This window comes from Streptomyces sp. DI166, from assembly GCF_900091315.1.
Lineage (GTDB): Bacteria > Actinomycetota > Actinomycetes > Streptomycetales > Streptomycetaceae > Streptomyces > Streptomyces fuscus.
In genome coordinates this window covers 62872-77395 of the sequence record NZ_FLSP01000036.1, presented here as the reverse complement: position 1 = coordinate 77395, position 14524 = coordinate 62872, and the positions used below count along the sequence as shown (strand labels likewise).

16 protein-coding genes and 3 pseudogenes are annotated in these 14524 nt (G+C 71.2%); 2 read left to right on the top strand and 17 right to left on the bottom strand.

Features of this window, described 5'->3' with window-relative positions; genetic code table 11:
* Positions 1-253: 253 nt before the first annotated feature.
* Both GA0115233_RS19245 and GA0115233_RS19240 read left to right on the top strand, forming a co-directional pair.
* Complete coding sequence (locus GA0115233_RS19245; RefSeq protein WP_093721479.1) at positions 254-1456, top strand: IS110 family transposase; 1203 nt, start codon at positions 254-256, stop codon at positions 1454-1456.
* A gap of 56 nt (positions 1457-1512) precedes the next feature.
* Positions 1513-1641 (top strand): annotated as a pseudogene (locus GA0115233_RS19240) (DUF2267 domain-containing protein); the annotation flags it as partial.
* 202 nt (positions 1642-1843) lie between these two features.
* On the opposite strand, the gene GA0115233_RS19235 reads toward GA0115233_RS19240, so the two are convergent.
* The 17 genes and pseudogenes from GA0115233_RS19235 to GA0115233_RS19155 all read right to left on the bottom strand — a co-directional run bounded on the left by GA0115233_RS19235 (position 1844) and on the right by GA0115233_RS19155 (position 14368).
* Positions 1844-2887, bottom strand: coding sequence for a SpaA isopeptide-forming pilin-related protein (locus GA0115233_RS19235; protein ID WP_093721477.1), 1044 nt, complete (start codon positions 2885-2887; stop codon positions 1844-1846).
* Positions 2888-2952: 65 nt separating this feature from the next.
* Entirely contained in the window at positions 2953-3441 is a 489-nt protein-coding gene (locus GA0115233_RS19230; protein ID WP_093721476.1) for a hypothetical protein, read from the bottom strand.
* Positions 3442-3471: 30 nt separating this feature from the next.
* A complete protein-coding gene (locus tag GA0115233_RS19225; RefSeq protein WP_093721475.1) occupies positions 3472-4341 on the bottom strand; it encodes a DUF317 domain-containing protein in 870 nt (289 codons plus the stop codon).
* Between the two features lie 31 nt (positions 4342-4372).
* Entirely contained in the window at positions 4373-4993 is a 621-nt protein-coding gene (locus GA0115233_RS19220; protein ID WP_093721474.1) for an HAD-IA family hydrolase, read from the bottom strand.
* Positions 4990-6135, bottom strand: coding sequence for an MFS transporter (locus GA0115233_RS19215; protein ID WP_093721473.1), 1146 nt, complete (start codon positions 6133-6135; stop codon positions 4990-4992). Before GA0115233_RS19215 ends, GA0115233_RS19220 begins: the two co-directional genes overlap by 4 nt.
* Positions 6132-7358, bottom strand: coding sequence for an ATP-grasp domain-containing protein (locus tag GA0115233_RS19210; protein WP_093721486.1), 1227 nt, complete (start codon positions 7356-7358; stop codon positions 6132-6134). Before GA0115233_RS19210 ends, GA0115233_RS19215 begins: the two co-directional genes overlap by 4 nt.
* A gap of 208 nt (positions 7359-7566) precedes the next feature.
* On the bottom strand, positions 7567-7869 hold the full coding sequence (locus GA0115233_RS19205; RefSeq protein WP_093721472.1) for a hypothetical protein: 303 nt from the start codon (positions 7867-7869) through the stop codon (positions 7567-7569).
* Positions 7870-7902: 33 nt separating this feature from the next.
* Complete coding sequence (locus tag GA0115233_RS19200; RefSeq protein WP_093721471.1) at positions 7903-9138, bottom strand: MFS transporter; 1236 nt, start codon at positions 9136-9138, stop codon at positions 7903-7905.
* A complete protein-coding gene (locus GA0115233_RS19195) occupies positions 9135-9644 on the bottom strand; it encodes a regulator (RefSeq protein WP_093721470.1) in 510 nt (169 codons plus the stop codon). Before GA0115233_RS19195 ends, GA0115233_RS19200 begins: the two co-directional genes overlap by 4 nt.
* Positions 9641-10483: a winged helix-turn-helix transcriptional regulator gene (locus GA0115233_RS19190; RefSeq protein ID WP_093721469.1), complete on the bottom strand. Its 843-nt coding sequence runs from the start codon at positions 10481-10483 to the stop codon at positions 9641-9643. The genes GA0115233_RS19195 and GA0115233_RS19190 overlap by 4 nt, the downstream gene beginning before the upstream one ends.
* A 43-nt stretch (positions 10484-10526) precedes the next feature.
* The gene (locus tag GA0115233_RS19185) at positions 10527-10940 is read right to left on the bottom strand and encodes a hypothetical protein (RefSeq protein WP_176711857.1); all 414 of its coding nucleotides are present in this window, start codon (positions 10938-10940) and stop codon (positions 10527-10529) included.
* A gap of 10 nt (positions 10941-10950) precedes the next feature.
* Positions 10951-11394, bottom strand: coding sequence for a hypothetical protein (locus GA0115233_RS19180; protein ID WP_107406446.1), 444 nt, complete (start codon positions 11392-11394; stop codon positions 10951-10953).
* A complete protein-coding gene (locus GA0115233_RS19175; protein WP_093721468.1) occupies positions 11391-11873 on the bottom strand; it encodes a hypothetical protein in 483 nt (160 codons plus the stop codon). Before GA0115233_RS19175 ends, GA0115233_RS19180 begins: the two co-directional genes overlap by 4 nt.
* A gap of 95 nt (positions 11874-11968) precedes the next feature.
* A complete protein-coding gene (locus GA0115233_RS19170; RefSeq protein ID WP_255310264.1) occupies positions 11969-12295 on the bottom strand; it encodes an SH3 domain-containing protein in 327 nt (108 codons plus the stop codon).
* Positions 12296-12442: 147 nt separating this feature from the next.
* Positions 12443-13015 (bottom strand): annotated as a pseudogene (locus GA0115233_RS19165) (hypothetical protein); the annotation flags it as partial.
* 270 nt (positions 13016-13285) lie between these two features.
* Positions 13286-13591, bottom strand: a pseudogene (locus GA0115233_RS19160) (HAD family hydrolase); the annotation flags it as partial.
* A gap of 33 nt (positions 13592-13624) precedes the next feature.
* Entirely contained in the window at positions 13625-14368 is a 744-nt protein-coding gene (locus GA0115233_RS19155; RefSeq protein WP_141689540.1) for a hypothetical protein, read from the bottom strand.
* Between the last annotated feature and the right edge of the window lie 156 nt (positions 14369-14524).

The following is a 14524-nucleotide window of genomic DNA, read 5'->3' as shown; positions in this document are numbered from 1 at the left end:
CTTCGCGGTCCTGCAAGAGGACCGCTGGCCTCCGGGCCCGGCATGACTGTTCCCCCCTGTCGAACGGATGACCTGGGGGGTGGTGTCACCGGGCCTGGGAGGCGCCGTTGGAGACGCTGATGAGAGGTCCGACTACCGCCTGGCCTGGCGCAATGCCCGGCCGCTCGCGGGTGGCAGGTCTGCATAACGTGGATGCGCGCATACGACGCCAACGCCCTGGCCAGCACGCACGACATCCGTTCGGGAGGACGGCTTGGACGACAGCGACGAGATAGGCGTCTTCCTCGGTCTGGACGTCGGCAAGAGCGCCCACCACGGGCACGGCCTCACGCCGGCCGGCAAGAAGGTTTTCGACAAGCAACTCCCGAACACCGAACCGAAGCTGCGGGAGGTCTTCACCAAACTGAAGACCAAGTTCGGCACCGTCCTGGTGATCGTGGACCAGCCTGCATCCATCGGCGCCCTGCCCCTGACGGTCGCTCGGGACGCCGGCTGCAAGGTCGCCTACCTGCCCGGACTCGCGATGCGGCGGATCGCCGACCTCTACCCGGGCGAAGCGAAGACCGACGCCCGCGACGCGGCCGTCATCGCGGACGCCGCCCGCACCATGCCGCACACCCTGCGCTCGCTTCAGCTGACCGACGAGATCACCGCCGAACTCACCGTCCTCGTCGGCTTCGACCAGGACCTGGCGGCCGAGGCCACCCGCACCAGCAACCGGATCCGGGGCCTGCTCACCCAGTTCCACCCGTCCCTGGAACGGGTCCTGGGCCCACGCCTGGACCACAGCGCCGTGACCTGGCTGCTGGAACGCTACGGATCCCCGGCCGCACTGCGAAAAGCCGGACGCCGCAGGCTGGTCGAGGTAATCCGGCCCAAGGCCCCGCGCATGGCGACACGCCTGATCGACGACGTCTTCGACGCCCTCGACGAGCAGACCGTCGTGGTCCCGGGCACCGGCACCCTCGACATCGTGATCCCATCCCTGGCCCGCTCGCTCGGCGCCGTCCACGAACAAAGACGGGCGGCAGAAGCCCAGATCACAGCCCTGCTGGAGAACCACCCTCTTTCCAAGGTCCTGACGTCGCTGCCCGGCGTCGGCGTCAGGACCGCCGCCGCGCTGCTGGTCACCGTCGGCGACGGAACCAGCTTCCCCACCGCCGCCCACCTCGCCTCCTACGCCGGCCTCGCCCCGACCACGAAGTCCTCGGGGACCTCGATCCACGGCGAACACGCACCCAGAGGCGGCAACCGACAGCTCAAACGCGCGATGTTCCTGTCCGCGTTCGCCGCCCTGCACGATCCCGCCTCCCGCACCTACTACGACAAATGCCGGACCCGAGGAAAGACCCACACGCAAGCCCTCCTCCGGCTCGCCCGACAACGCATCAACGTCCTGTTCGCGATGCTCCGCGACGGCACCTTCTACGAACCCAGAACCCCACGCCTCGCTTGACCAAAGACATAGAGGCACCCCCCCGCGGTGGTGCCCACCCGCTCGTTCGGGTCCGGGCGACCTGGGATGTCAGCGCCGGGCTCAGCGTCGTCGCCGACATCTCCGGCGACGACCTGCTGAACCGGATCCTGCTGCAGCTCCCCGCGGGCTACGACCTTCTCTTCGGTCGCCCCCAGCCAGCCTGACCAGTCGGGGCGCAGCACGACACAGCGCTCGGCCGTGCCGGTGCGAACGGTCCACGCGCGGGCCGGCCTGCGCTATGCCGGGCCAGGCATAGCGCCGGTACGCCGCACGTGCCAGATGTGGGGCAGAGGTTCGGCGTCGATAGACGTCAGCAGGCCCCCGGATGCGCTTCACGGGGGCGTGTTGGCGGTGGTTGATCTTCGGCTAGTTGGTCTTGCTGTTGCTGTCGGACTCGGACTCGGCAGCCCTACGACGGCGGACAGCGACCAGGGTGACGGCGCCAGCGACGATGAAAATCCCGGCGCCTGCGGCGATCCACGGGGTGGCGTCGGCACCGGTGTGGGCGAGGGAGCCTGCCGGGGTCGCTGGCGTGGAGTCGCCGTCCGAGGACGCAGATGCAGTGGACGAAGCGTCGGTATCCGGCGTGGCGGTGCCCGGCGCTGAGGGCATGGCCCCGCCGGTCTCGCTGCCCGGCCTACCTGCAGGGGTGGACGGGGTACCGGTGGGCTCGGTGGTCGGCTTGTCCGAGGGGTGGGGCTTCGGGCTGGTCGCGGCCTTGGTGTTGGTGACGGTCACAGTCACAGGGGCGCCGGGGCCCGCGGTGAACGTCTTGGACGGCTTGTAGAGGCCGTATCCTGCGGGTGCCTTGACCTGCTTGACCCAAAACTCCGTCTTCCGGCTAGACACCGGCAGTTCCCCGGAGGCTGTGCCCTTGGCACCGGTCGTCAGGGTGAGCAGCGTCGAGGTGCCGGTGCCGATGTTCACCGTTGCGCCGGACAGGAGCTTGCCGGTCTTGTCGTCCTTGGCCTGCAGGAGGACCTTGGCGGCCTTGTACGAGTCCGTGATCGTCAGCCGCGTGGTCTCCCCGGGCGTGACGATGACGTCTTGGTCGGCGACAACCTCGTAGAGCGGGCTGCCGGAGGCCGTCTCCTTGAGCCGGTAGACGCCCGGCGTGAGGTCGGGGAAGGTCAGCTTCCCCTGCGCGTCGGTTGTCCCGCGCCCGGCCTCCTGACCGGCTGAGTCGAGCAGCAGGAACGCGGCGCCGGGGAGCACATCTCCGGCCGTGGCCCTGGTGGTGATCTCGACGCTGCCCGCGTCCGCGGCCGGCGTGTCGGCAGCGACTGCCGAGGTCGAGGGTGTCGGTTCGGAGGGCTGGGCGTCCGCGGCAGGCGCCCAGGTGAGGGTACCGGTCACTGCGGCGGCGACGGCGGCGGATCGGACGGCGCCACGAACGAAACGAGCGTGCACGAGGAAGGGGACTCCTTGATCAGTTGGTGGAAGGTCGGTCACCGGACGGGGATCCAGGTCAGGACTCAGCGGGTGCGGGCTTGGCTGCGGGTGGCCGGCGGGGTGGGCGCCCGGTGCGCGGAACGGCTCGCCGCGCGGCTGGGCGTGGACGCGGCCCAGGCGCCGGGGAACCAGACGGCGATGTACTGCTCGATGGCGTCGCGCAGCCCCGTGGTGACGGCTCCCTCCCACGGTGGTCGGCCGAGGTGGTGGTAGGTGCTGAACGTGCCGTACTGCTTGGTGTTCGGCCGGGTGTTGTTGGCTTCGTCGCGGCGGTGGAAGGTGCCGTGATCGAGGAAGCTGAGGGCGACCGCGTCGATTTCACCGCGGTCCGGGTGGATGACCGCCACCCGCAGACCGCCATAGGTGTCCGCGTGGATGGTGGCGGTGAACTCGATCCGCAGCCGCAGCGGTGCGCCCGAGACCGGGGCGGCGAAGTAGGTGGCGCCCACGACGGCGTGGTCGTGGAAGGGGAGGCACAGCTCGGCGAAGAACTCGGCGGCCTGCAGGGACAAGAGGGATCTCCGGTCGGGGATGGGCCGACACTATCGGCGCGGGCCGGGCAGGGCCTGCCGGCTGGTGGTGCTCCAGCGCGGGATGCTGGCCGCAGGGAGCGCGGCCGGACGGCGGGATGCGGCAGCCCGCTGCACGTCAAGCGGGGTTGGGGCCTGCGGTTGCGGCGGGATGACGGGGTGGAGCTGGGCCATGCCCTCGATGTAGCTGAGGGTGTCCTGACGCCACCGGGGCAGCGGGGTCGGATCGGCGACGCATCGGGTGACTGCGGTGAGCAGGGCGACGGGGGTGTCGGTGCTGGCCGTCGCGTACCAGACGGGCCGGTCGATGGATTTTCCCGCCCACAGCTGCCAGCGGGCGTCACGGGTGGTCAGCTCGGCTTCCGGATCCAGGTCCCCGGTGGTGAACTCCAGACCGGCGAGGCCGTCCGGGGCCTGGACGGCGAAGACGCCCCAGCGGGGACGGTCGATCTCCCATCCCTGCTGTAGGAGAGGCACGACGGCGAGGAAGGGATCGTGCTCATCGGTTCCCGAGACCGGCCGGGCGAGGTAGGCGTCCGGCCCCTGTTCGTATGCGGCGGCGAGGGCGGTGGTGAACGCTTGGACGAACTCGGTGGGGACGCGGTCGTTGAAACAGACGCCCCATGTCGGCGGTCCGAATGGGTCCTTGTAGGCGTTGATGCGCCAGAGTCCGTCGTCCTCGCCTTCGGGCAGGTAGCCCAGGCGCACGCGGCGGTCGGGGGCGTTCACGTACACGTTGCCGAGGTCGTCGTGCTGGAGGTCCCAGCCGAGGTCGAGAAGCGGGGTGAGGGCTGGGTCGCCGGTGCCGGTCGTGGAGGCGAGGTGGCGCGGAGAAATGAAGACGTCTCCGTCTAGGGCGTGAAGGTCGTCGTGAAGGGACACGGGTTCCTGAGTGGCGGCGCGGGCGGATGAGTCAGTCAGCGGGCAGCAAAGCTGTTCGGAGGCCGTCGGTGGAGCCGGTGTAGTGCAGCGTGCGCAGGCCCAAGCGGGCGGCGGCCTGGCAGTTGTCGAGGCGGTCGTCCACGAACAGCACGCGTCGTGGATCACGGACCGCGGTGGCCTGCAGCGCCTGCTGGTAAATGGCTGGGGCGGGCTTGCACAGCTGCAGGCGGGCCGAGTAGAGCGCCTGGGCCATCATGCGGCGCCAGTCGTGGGTGTCGAGCACCGTACTGAGGTGGGAGGGCGCATTGGACAACAGCACCATCGGCATTCCGGTGGCATGGGCGCGGCGCAGGACGGACACGACGCCAGCGTCGGTCGCGGCCCACATGTCAGTGTCGGCGGCCAGGAGTTCGCGCAGCAGGCGGGGGCCGGGGTGGGCGCCGAGGACGCGGGCCCAATACGCCAGGTCGCTGAGCTGGCCGGCGTCATAGAGGTCGCGGGCGTTCCAAAAGGCGCGCTGGAACGCTGCGAGATCATCTTCAGGCCACGAAGCGATACTGGCCAGCCGTAGCCACTGGGCGCGGGTGGGCTGCAGGCCGATGACGCCGTTGTAGTCGAGGATGACGGCGTCGGGGCCGGTAATGCGGGTCAAGGGGCGGTGTTCTCCAGGGCTCGGCGGGTGAGGGCGGCGAGAGCGGCTGCGAGGAGGGCGGGCAGCAGCAGGGCCGTGGACAGGGTGGTGGCGCTGGCGAGGGCGCCGATGACGGCGGGGCCGGCGAGGAGGCCGAGGTAGCCGGTGACGGAGACCGTGGCGACGGCTCTAGGGCCGTGTCTGCCGGCGGCGGTGATCAGGGAGGGGACGGTGCCGGACAGGCCGAGTCCGAAGACCGCCCAGCCAGCCAGCGCCGCAGGCACGCTGTCGACAAGGACGCCGGTGGCCAGTCCGACGGCGGCGAGCGCCGCGCCGGTGCGGACCAAGGCAGGGGCGCCGATGGCGGCGGTGAGCCGGTCGCCGGTGAGCCGGCCGATCGCCATGCCCGTGCTGTAGAGGGCAAACGCTGTCGCGCTGAGGGCGGTTGTGGCGTGCAGCGTGTGCAGGTGCACTGCGGCCCAGTCGGCTGCCGCCCCCTCCCCCAGCAGGCTCGCAGCCGCCAGCGCCCCCAACAGCCACACACTGCCCGCCCGGCCCTGGCCGGGCCCCTGGGGCTCGGGGGGCTCGGACTGGTCGGCGCCGCTCAGCGCGAGGGTGCGCGGCCCGGCCACGAGCACGGTCGCGGTCAGCGCGAGGGCGGTGGCCAGGAACAAGGCGCTGTGGGCTGTGCGCGCCGTGGCGGCGGCCAGGGCGGCACCGCCCAGCGCGCCGATGGAGTACGCGGCGTGCAGGGAGGACATGACCGGCCGGTCAGCGAGGTTCTGGCAGCGAACCGCCGCGGTGTTGGCGGCGACGTCGAGGACACCGTGCGCGGCGCCGAAGGCGAGGGCCGCCGCGAGTAGTGAGGCCAGCGTCCGGCACTGCCCCAGCAGAGCGAGGGCTGCTGCTAGTGCTACGGCTCCGCCGATCAGGAGCAGGGGGAGTCGGTCGGGCCGGGCGAGTCGGCCGCCAGCCTGCAGTCCGGCGACCATACCGACAGCGGCGGCGAGCAGGACGAGCGACAGGCCGGCGGTGGTGAGGTGGGCGGCGTACTGGACGGCAGGCATCCGGGCGCCCCAGACCGCCATCACCACGCCCAGGCCGAAGAAGTAGCCGGTCAGCAGGACACGGCTGCGGCGAACGGAAGCGTCGGTGCAGCTCATGCAGGGCGGCCACCTGGAACAGGCTCGTCGGTTGTGCGGGGCGCCACGTCGACCTGCAGATGGCGCACAGCCTGCTGGGCCCGGTCCTGGGCGAGGTCCGCGGTGGGCGCGGTGGTGATCAGGTAGCCGATACGGGCGGTGAACATGTTGCCGCCGTCGGCCGGGAGGAGCAGCTGGTCGCCGACCTGGTGCTGGAAGTGCACGCGTTCCAGCCAGCGCGGGCTGACGCCGTCGAATCCGAGGCGGAGCAGGGTTCCGGAAGTGTCGGGGTAGAGCAGCTGGATCGCGGCGGCCGAGGACCGGGTCGGGGTGAGGTCGGGGGCACGGCCGCAGGCGATGTCGGCGGCGGCGCGCGGTAGGTCGATGCCGGTGGCGAGCTGGACGAGGTGGCCGATCATGTCGCCGGCGATCCGGCCGTTGACCTCGACCAGCCGCGGCCTGCCGTCGACCAGCCGCATCTCGACATGGGAGACGCCGTCGGTGATCCCCAGGGCGTGGATCGCGGCGCGTGCCGCCGGGGCGACCAGGTCGAGCAGCGGGTCGGCGGCGTCGACGGAGTGGGCCAGTTCCTCGAAATACGGCGGGGCGCTGACCGACTTGCGGGTGACGGCCACCACGGTGGTCTCACCGCCGTAGGTGACACACTCGGCCGACACCTCGGGCCCGTCGAGATATTCCTCCACCAGCACGCTGGTGGACTCGAGCCCCAGCCCGGCCGCCTGGTCGGCGAACGCGAAGGCGGCGGTGAGCTGTTCGGGGATGTCGGCGCGGATCACCCCGATGCTGGCCGCGTGCGCGGCGGGCTTCAGCACGACCGGGTAGCCGATCCGCTCGGCCGCTGCCTCGGCCTCGGCAGGCGTGCGCACGCTCACCGAGGCAGCCGACGGAACCCCGTGCCGGGCGAACAATGCACGGGAGGTGGCCTTGTTACGGCATGCCTGCATGGCCTCCGGGACGGTGGCGGGCAGGCCGAGCTGGCGCGCGAGGCGGGCGACCGGGACGAGGTACCACTCGGTCCAAGTGAACACGCCTGCCAGGTCGTAGCGGTCGGCCAGGGCCCGGCCGGCGGCGGACAGCGCCGCCTGGTCGGTCGGGTCGGGCACGACCACGCAGTCCCGCAGGTACGGCGTCTCCCAGGAGGGCTCTTCGCCGGTGATAAGGACGATGTCGTAGGCGGCGGCCACGGACTGAAGGCAGTACCCGCGGTACGCCTCGGCCTCCATGTCGGATGCGGCGACGACCAGGACGACAGGGCGGTCGGACAAGAAAGGGCTCCTCGGAGGGGGCGTGGATGTGTGGACGGCGGACCTCGGCGGCCGAGGAACGCTGCACCTGCCCCGCCTGCTCCAGCGCGAGCGGGACAGGCGGGGCTGAGCGGCGTAGTCGGTGCAGGGCCGGGTGCTCAGAGGGGAGGAAACGGACGGGGAGCTGTCAGTCGGCCCGGCGGCGGCGCAGCTCGAACGCGCTGGCCCAGCTCGGGTGCGCGGCGATCAGCCGCCGGGCGTAGAGGGCGGTGAAGTTGTTGTTCAGCCCGGCGACTCCGTGCGGGAGTTGGCGGCGCAGGTCTTCGAAGAGGTCCTTTACGCCGACGCGTGTGGCGCCTGCGGCCAGGCGGCGGGCGGCCATGCGTTCCAGGGCGCGGTAGACGTGCGGGTTCTGCGTGTCGAAGGCGTGGAACCGCTCGGTGATGGTGCGACCGCTCGCACGGTTCATCCTGGAGACGGCGGTGGGCATGGGGTTCTCCACAGGCTGGGGGAAAGTGCAGGGTCAGGTGCGCAGGGCTGGGTCGGTGCGCAGGCGCGTGAAGGCGAGGGCCAGTCCGAGGCCCTGCAGGACGGCGCAAGCGGTGATGACGTGGCCCAGTGCGTCGGGCGGCGTGAGCGCGGTCAGTACGCCAGCGACGGGGTAGGGCAGTAGGAGGATGAGGATGGTCGCCGACAGGGTGCTGCCGAACTTCTCCGGTGGGATCAGCAGGGAGCGCAGCGTGCGCAGCACCACCGTCATGCCGCCCTCGGCCGCCATGAGGACCGCGACCAGGACGAGGTAGGAGAGGTAGTCGGGGGCTTGGGCGGCGGCGAGGGTGGCGAGCGAGGCGAGGGCCGCGCAGGCGGCGCCGACCGGCCACAGGCCAAGGCGGTCGATCGCAAACCGGCAGAGGGTGACGCTGAGGAGCGTCAATGCAGCAGCGGCGGACCAGACCAGGCCGACGTCGGTGGTGGACTGCCCGAAGTGCTTGACGACGATCACGGGTCCGGCCGCTTGGAGGAGCCCGGTGGCGAGGTTGGACAGGGTCAGCCCGGTCACGAGCCAGCCGAGCGCGGGCAGCGATCGGATGGTGCGCCACCCGGTGAGCAGCCCGGCGCTGGCCTGCCGCTTCGGCGTGCGGGCCGGGGCGACGGGCGAGGGGGGTGTGCGCAGGGCGAGCAGCGCGGCGAAAAACGACAGCACGGTGATCACCGCGAGCATCCTCGGCGGTCCGGCGAGCAGGAGCACTGCGGCGAGCGCCGGCCCGGCCAGGGTCGCGATCTGGTCGATGCCGAGCAGGACTGCCTGGACGCGATGGGCCCGCGTTCCGGCCCGGCGGCCGGCGGCGGCGCCCGCGGTCTCGGCCGCGATGTAACTGAACTCGGTGAGCACGCCCGTGACCGCCGCGAGCACCATCACGGTCACGCTCGCCACCGTGCCGGACGGGTGAAGGTGGAGCAGGACCGCGCCGGCGGCGAGAGCCATCGCACGTCCCAGGGAGGCGAGGTGGAAGACGACGGACGCCCCGCGCCGGTCGACGATCGATCCGGCCCACCCGAACGCCGCCAGCCTCGGGATCCACTCCAACGCGAACGCCGCTCCCGTGAGCGCGGCGGAGCGCGTGGTGGCCAGGACCAGCAGCGGGATGCCGTAGGTGGACATGGCGAACGCCAACGCGTCCGCCGTGCGCGGCAGGTAGATGCCGCGCAGCAGCCCGGCGGTGTGGCGTGCGTGCCGGGGTGTGACCGCTGCGCTCACGCGACCGGCTCAGGCTCGAACGCCCTGGCCACCTGGGGGTTAGCGGCCAGCCACTGGATCAACAGCGTGCGGGGACGGGCAAGGTCCGCCGCCCCGGCGCCGGTCACGGCGGACAGCGGTGCGAGGCCATCGCCGTGCTCGGTGGTGAGCGAGGGCGCCAACAGGTCGAGGACGTGCCGGATACGGCGGCTGAACTCGCAGACGGGGGCCGGGACGGCGTGACGTCGGGCCCAGCGCGCCATCGCGTCGTACAGGTCGGCCAACTCCGATCCACTGTCGGTGAGTTCCAGACCGGCGCCGGACGCGACCCGGATGAGACCGTGGGTACGGGCCGTGTCGGAGGCGCTTCGCAGCTGGTGCGTGGAGAGGTCGGGCAGGGTGCCAGCCAGCCGTCGCGGCGGTATGGCGCCGTTGTCGTCGATCTCGGTGACCAGGCGGATCAAGGAGCGCGAGGCGAGAAGTTCGACGGCGTGGCGTACTTCGGCAGGGGTGAAGGGGGTGCTCATCGGCGCGGGCCTCCCGCCGGGATGGCTGCCTTCGGGCGGGCGGTCGTAGCGTGCGAGAAGAGATCGCGGTGGTGCCACGCCGGAGAGGATCCGGTCGTGCGAACGGGTGGGAGCGCCGCGGGGGCCGGCCGTGGCTGGCTGCTGAGCCACGGCCTCGGCGCGGGCTTCGCCTGCGGGTGTCCCCAGACCGGATGGTGGGACGCCTGGTCGAGACTCTGCCCGGCGGACCAGGCGGACAGGGCGCCGAGCACGGGGCCAAGGCCATCGCCGGCTGCGGACAGCCGGTAGGGCTGGCCGATGCCCTCGGTGTCGACCAGGCCGTCGGCGACGAGCTGCCGCAGCGGCGGATAGATGTTGGTCCAATCGCTGCTGGGCATCACGATCCGGGCCAGGGCCCGGCCGCTGACCTCCTGCCGGGACTTGAGCACCCACAGGATGGCGGCGGCGTGGCGCCGGGTGAGCAGGGTCAGGCTGTCCTCGATCTGCTCGATCGCGGGCAGCGGGCGGTCCGCCTTCTCCAGGTGTTCCTCGGCCCAGGTGACGATCACCGGCAGGACCTGCAGCAGGGCCGCACCGCGTTCGGTGTGGCGGTAGGTCACGTGCCGTGCGGTGTGTTCGGTGCGTTCGACGAGTCCGGCACCGCACAGCGACTTGAGCTTGGGGTGGAGCTGGCCGTTCTGCAGCCAGGACACTTTGGCCGCCAGCTCGCTGTAGCGCAGCGGCGGGCCGGAGAGGGCCAGGAGGATCCTCACGTTCCAGCGCGGGGTGATCATGGCAAGGGCCTCGGTGACCCGGGCGATGTCGGCGTCGGTGTCAGGGGGCAGAGCGGTGATGGCCAAGGGAGGAGCTCCTGGGTGAAGGAAAGAGAGGGATCGCCTGGGGTCAGCGGCTGTGCGCCGGGCTCGGCGCCGCAACAGGTGGAGCCGGAACGGGCGGCGAGCAAGCCGGCGGGGCATGCGTGGGGGCTGGGACGCGGGCCAGGCTTTGCAGAACGGCGGCGGCCGACTTGGCATGGACGTCGCGGACGGCGACGGCTTCGGCGAGCCGGCGTGCACCGTCGAGGAGGTGGGAGACCTCGTGCGGGCCGATCTGTCGCTCGGGGTGGATGAGCCGGGCGAGGTGGTCGCGGTGGACGTCGATGCTGCGCTCGGCGAGGGCGAGGCCCTCGTGCATGCCGAGCAGGGCGGAGAGCATGCCGGGCGGCTGGTCCTGGGCGTGGGCTTCGAGGTCGGCGAGCGGCGCGCCGTACAGGTCCTCAATCCGTCCGGCTATGTCGGTGGACGTGAGGTGGGGCAAGCGTGGGCTTTCACGGTCGGCGGGCCCGGGCCGCCCCGGCACGCTGCGGTGCCGTGGCGGCAGACGGGGGCAGGGTCGCGATGGCCCTGAACTGTGCCGTGCGGACGGGACGTTCCTGCTGGGCAGGCGGGGGCATGGTGAGCAGCAGTCCGCCGAGGGCGGCGCGGTAGCCGTCGCGGGCCTCCAGTGCGGCTTCCAGCCACTGCGCGTCGAAGCGGAGCTTGTCCGCCGACAGTTCGCCCATGTCGCGGTCCGGGTCCATGTCGGCGTGAACGCGGTCGCGGACGCGGGCGACCTGCTCCTCGGTGAGCGCCAGGAACGAACGCAGCTCCAGGGCACGGGCGAGCGCGGGGGAAGCATCCTGGCCGGCAGCCGCCTCGTACAGCTCGGGTACCGGGTTGCCGAAGACCTTCTGCAGGTCGGCGTCCATGGTGCTGGCCTTGTCCCGGCTCATCGGGCGGCCCTCGTCGACCGCCACGCCGACGCCGGTGCGGATGTACCGGCGGGACGGTGGGGAGCGCTGGTCTGCACCGCCGGGCCGGTTCGGGGCCGGAGGCGGGCGAGGCGCTGGGCGGCAAGGTCCTTCTTCCCCGGAGCGTCCGGGTCGAGGAGCCACCGCACGACCATGGCCCGGCCGTCGCGGGCGGTGACGGCCGCGTTCACCCGGTGGGCGAGGCCCATCGTCGGATCGTCGACCTCGCTGGGCTGGGTCTGCAGCGCAGCAACAAGATCGTCCTCCGCACGGTCCAGCACGGACTGGGCCTCGACGAGAAGGCCGTACCACTTGACGACGTCGGTGGCGTCGGGATTCGCGGTCGGCGCGGCGGCGACCGCGGCCTTCAACTGGTCCATGCCCATGCCGAAACGCCCTTCGATCCGTTCGGTGAGCACGCCCACGACATCCTCAGACTCATCGGATATGCCATCGGGCAAAGGGAAATCTCCTGTTCTCAAAAGGCCGATCCCTGGGGAATGGGGGACTGCCGTACCCGGTGGCTCAGCCGCTTACGGGCACCTGCTGGGCTCTGTCAGTCCAGGCACATCCGGACGTCGCGGTAGACGTACGTGCCGGAAACCCAGCCGTTGACGCCGGTCGTCTTGTCCGTGATGTAGAGCCAGTTGCCGCTCTTCTTATGCACGCTGAAGCGGTGGCTCTTGTAGAGCACGCCGACCGCGGTGGAATGCGTGGTGGCCTTGGACCGAATGGTCACGGCCGCGGTGTGCACCTCGTACGGCAGCGGCGGCTGGGACGAGCAGCTGCTCGCGGGGGTCGCGCTGGCGGTGGTGGCGGACAGCACAGGCAGAGCGAGTGCGCCGAGCATGGCCGCGGATATGGCAATTCGGGTGGAGCGCATGCGGAAGAAACCTCCGTGAAGGCATAGGGATTGCGGGGAAGGTGCCGCGGGTGTTGTCCCGGCGGCTGTATAAGAGTCCGGAGAATCGCCGGTTTGGCTAACCGGCGATCGTCGGCTATGTTGCGCCGCCCTGGTCGGCTTTGACGCTCAGCGTGAGCGGCCGGGCGGGCGCGGAGCAGGAACCTTCGGCAAGCCGGCCGGGCGGCTAACTGCGGCTGCCGGGCGGACCGGCGGAAGAGGGCCGGCCTCGCCCGCGAGGCGGTCGTCGCACCACTGCAGTGCCTCGCCGAGCGTGTCGAAGCCGCCCTCGCGCAGGGCGTGCGTCCACGTCTCGGTGTCGACCTCTTCGACCACGACGCGGAACGGCGAGGGAGCTCGCTCGTCCAGGGCACGCAGGACCACGACGATGACCATGTCTTCCGGGTCGTCGCTGGTGTAGGAGTAGCCCATGGCGTAGTGGTCGCCGTTGCCGGCGAGGCGTCGCTCCAGGGCTCGCGTGGCCTCGTCCGCCGGCGGCGGGCCCAGCGGGGCGAGGGCGATGGCATCGGGCGGACAGCCACGGTGGATGAGCCAGGACTGTGCCATCGCGGGCAGCGGTATAGGGGCATGCTCGAAGCTGAACGTCCGCTTCTTGTGGTCCCGTTGCGGATGCACGGCGAGCACCTGCGGCACGCCGGGGTGTCCCCAGGTGGCGGTGCGGTCGAACAGGACGTAGTAGCTGCGCGCCGCGATGGCGCAGGTTCACGGCTCCCACGGCTTGCAGGGCGTCGCGTAGCCACAGGGCCGGGTTACAGCCGGCTCGGGGCGCAGGGGCGCCGAGGGACATAAGCTTGGCTTCGACGTACTCGTGCCCTTGCTCCTGTTTTCTCACCTTCTGGGCAGAGCGGTCGGAAACGCGCGGGCTCGTCGATTCCTGGATGCGGTCGTGCTCCAACCCGCGCGTCGGTCGTGGTTTTGGCGCCGTCCACGAGCGAGCTCGCCGCTCGGACAAGCGAGGACGACGACTGTGGGGATGGTGGCGAGCTCGTCGCGTACCACGACGGCGTCGGCGGCGGTCTCCAGGGCAAGGTCGGAGCTGGCCTTGCCCATGGCGATGCCGGTGTGCGCGGCGGCCAGCGCCGGGGCGTCGTTAACGCCGTGGCCGACCACCAGCCCCCTGCGGCCCTGGTCCTCTAACTCCCGTACGGTGACGACCTTGTCCTGAGGGAGCAGTCCGGCGCGGACGTCGGTGATGCCGACCTGGGCGGCCAGGTGGCGGGCGGCGCGCTCGTTATACGCCGACAACTTCAGGTCGGCGCCGGTGAGGTCGGCGCCTGACCTCCGGCGGGCCTAGAAGCGGCCCTCCTTGTCCAGGTTGATCAGCATGACGATCCACACGGCGGCGGCCCGCACCACGCCCAGCGCCTCAATCCGGGTCAGCTCCACGTCCTTCTGGCCGCCGCCGTGGCGCACCCAAGGCATCGCGGAGCCGTAGTTGTGCAGTTGGTTGATCGCCTGGCACAGCGGGGTGCGCTCGCCTTCGGGGAACAGCCGGCGAAGCCCGGAATTGATGTCCTTCTGCCCGGAGGCGATCTTGACGACGCCTTCCAGGGTGTTGACGGCCAACGCGACGGCCTGGCGATCGTCCCCGGCCTTCTGGGCGGTCAGGGCCTTGGCCCAATTGCTCCGGGCGGTGGCGTACTTCCCGGTGAGCAGGGTCAGCGGGCGGACCGTGGCGTCCTGGACGTCCAGTTCTTCGGCACCCTCGTCGTCCTCAAGGAAGGAGCCGTCGACCATCACGAGAGCGATTTCGGCCTCCTTGAGGATCTTGTTGACCCTCTCGTCGTAGGCCGATGATCCCCACATGCCGTTCGAGGTCAGGGCATGCTCCAGCAGGTCGAAGACCTTGGGGTCCGGCAGCCGCTGCAACTGCTCGTTGATCCATTCGGGCAGGTCCCTGCCCCACAGGCCGGAGGGCACCGGGATGTCGAGCCAGGCGGCGAGGGTCGCAACCGCTTCCTCCTCCAGGGCGTGCACGACGTCCTGGAGTACTCGGCGTAGCCCGGGCGGGGCTACCTCACGTTCGTGACTCATCGTCAGTCCTTGGGCTCGGCGTGGCGCTTCGGCCTTCATTGTCGCCGAGCCGGCTGCTGGGCTCGGCCCGTTTTCGTATGAGTGAGCCGCGCTGGACCACGCCGGGGCGGCGGGTGGCGTGCGTTCCCGGCCGGCGGAGTGGCCCAGGAGTGGCTA

Excerpts from the sequence above, each read along its gene's own strand:
- GA0115233_RS19215 (WP_093721473.1), bottom strand. The coding sequence starts at position 6,135 with ATGAGCTGCACCGACGCTTCCGTTCGCCGCAGCCGTGTCCTGCTGACC.
- GA0115233_RS19210 (WP_093721486.1), bottom strand. The coding sequence starts at position 7,358 with ATGGAGGCCGAGGCGTACCGCGGGTACTGCCTTCAGTCCGTGGCCGCC.
- GA0115233_RS19205 (WP_093721472.1), bottom strand. The coding sequence starts at position 7,869 with ATGCCCACCGCCGTCTCCAGGATGAACCGTGCGAGCGGTCGCACCATC.
- GA0115233_RS19195 (WP_093721470.1), bottom strand. The coding sequence starts at position 9,644 with ATGAGCACCCCCTTCACCCCTGCCGAAGTACGCCACGCCGTCGAACTT.
- GA0115233_RS19180 (WP_107406446.1), bottom strand. The coding sequence starts at position 11,394 with ATGAGCCGGGACAAGGCCAGCACCATGGACGCCGACCTGCAGAAGGTC.
- GA0115233_RS19170 (WP_255310264.1), bottom strand. The coding sequence starts at position 12,295 with ATGCGCTCCACCCGAATTGCCATATCCGCGGCCATGCTCGGCGCACTC.
- GA0115233_RS19155 (WP_141689540.1), bottom strand. The coding sequence starts at position 14,368 with ATGAGTCACGAACGTGAGGTAGCCCCGCCCGGGCTACGCCGAGTACTC.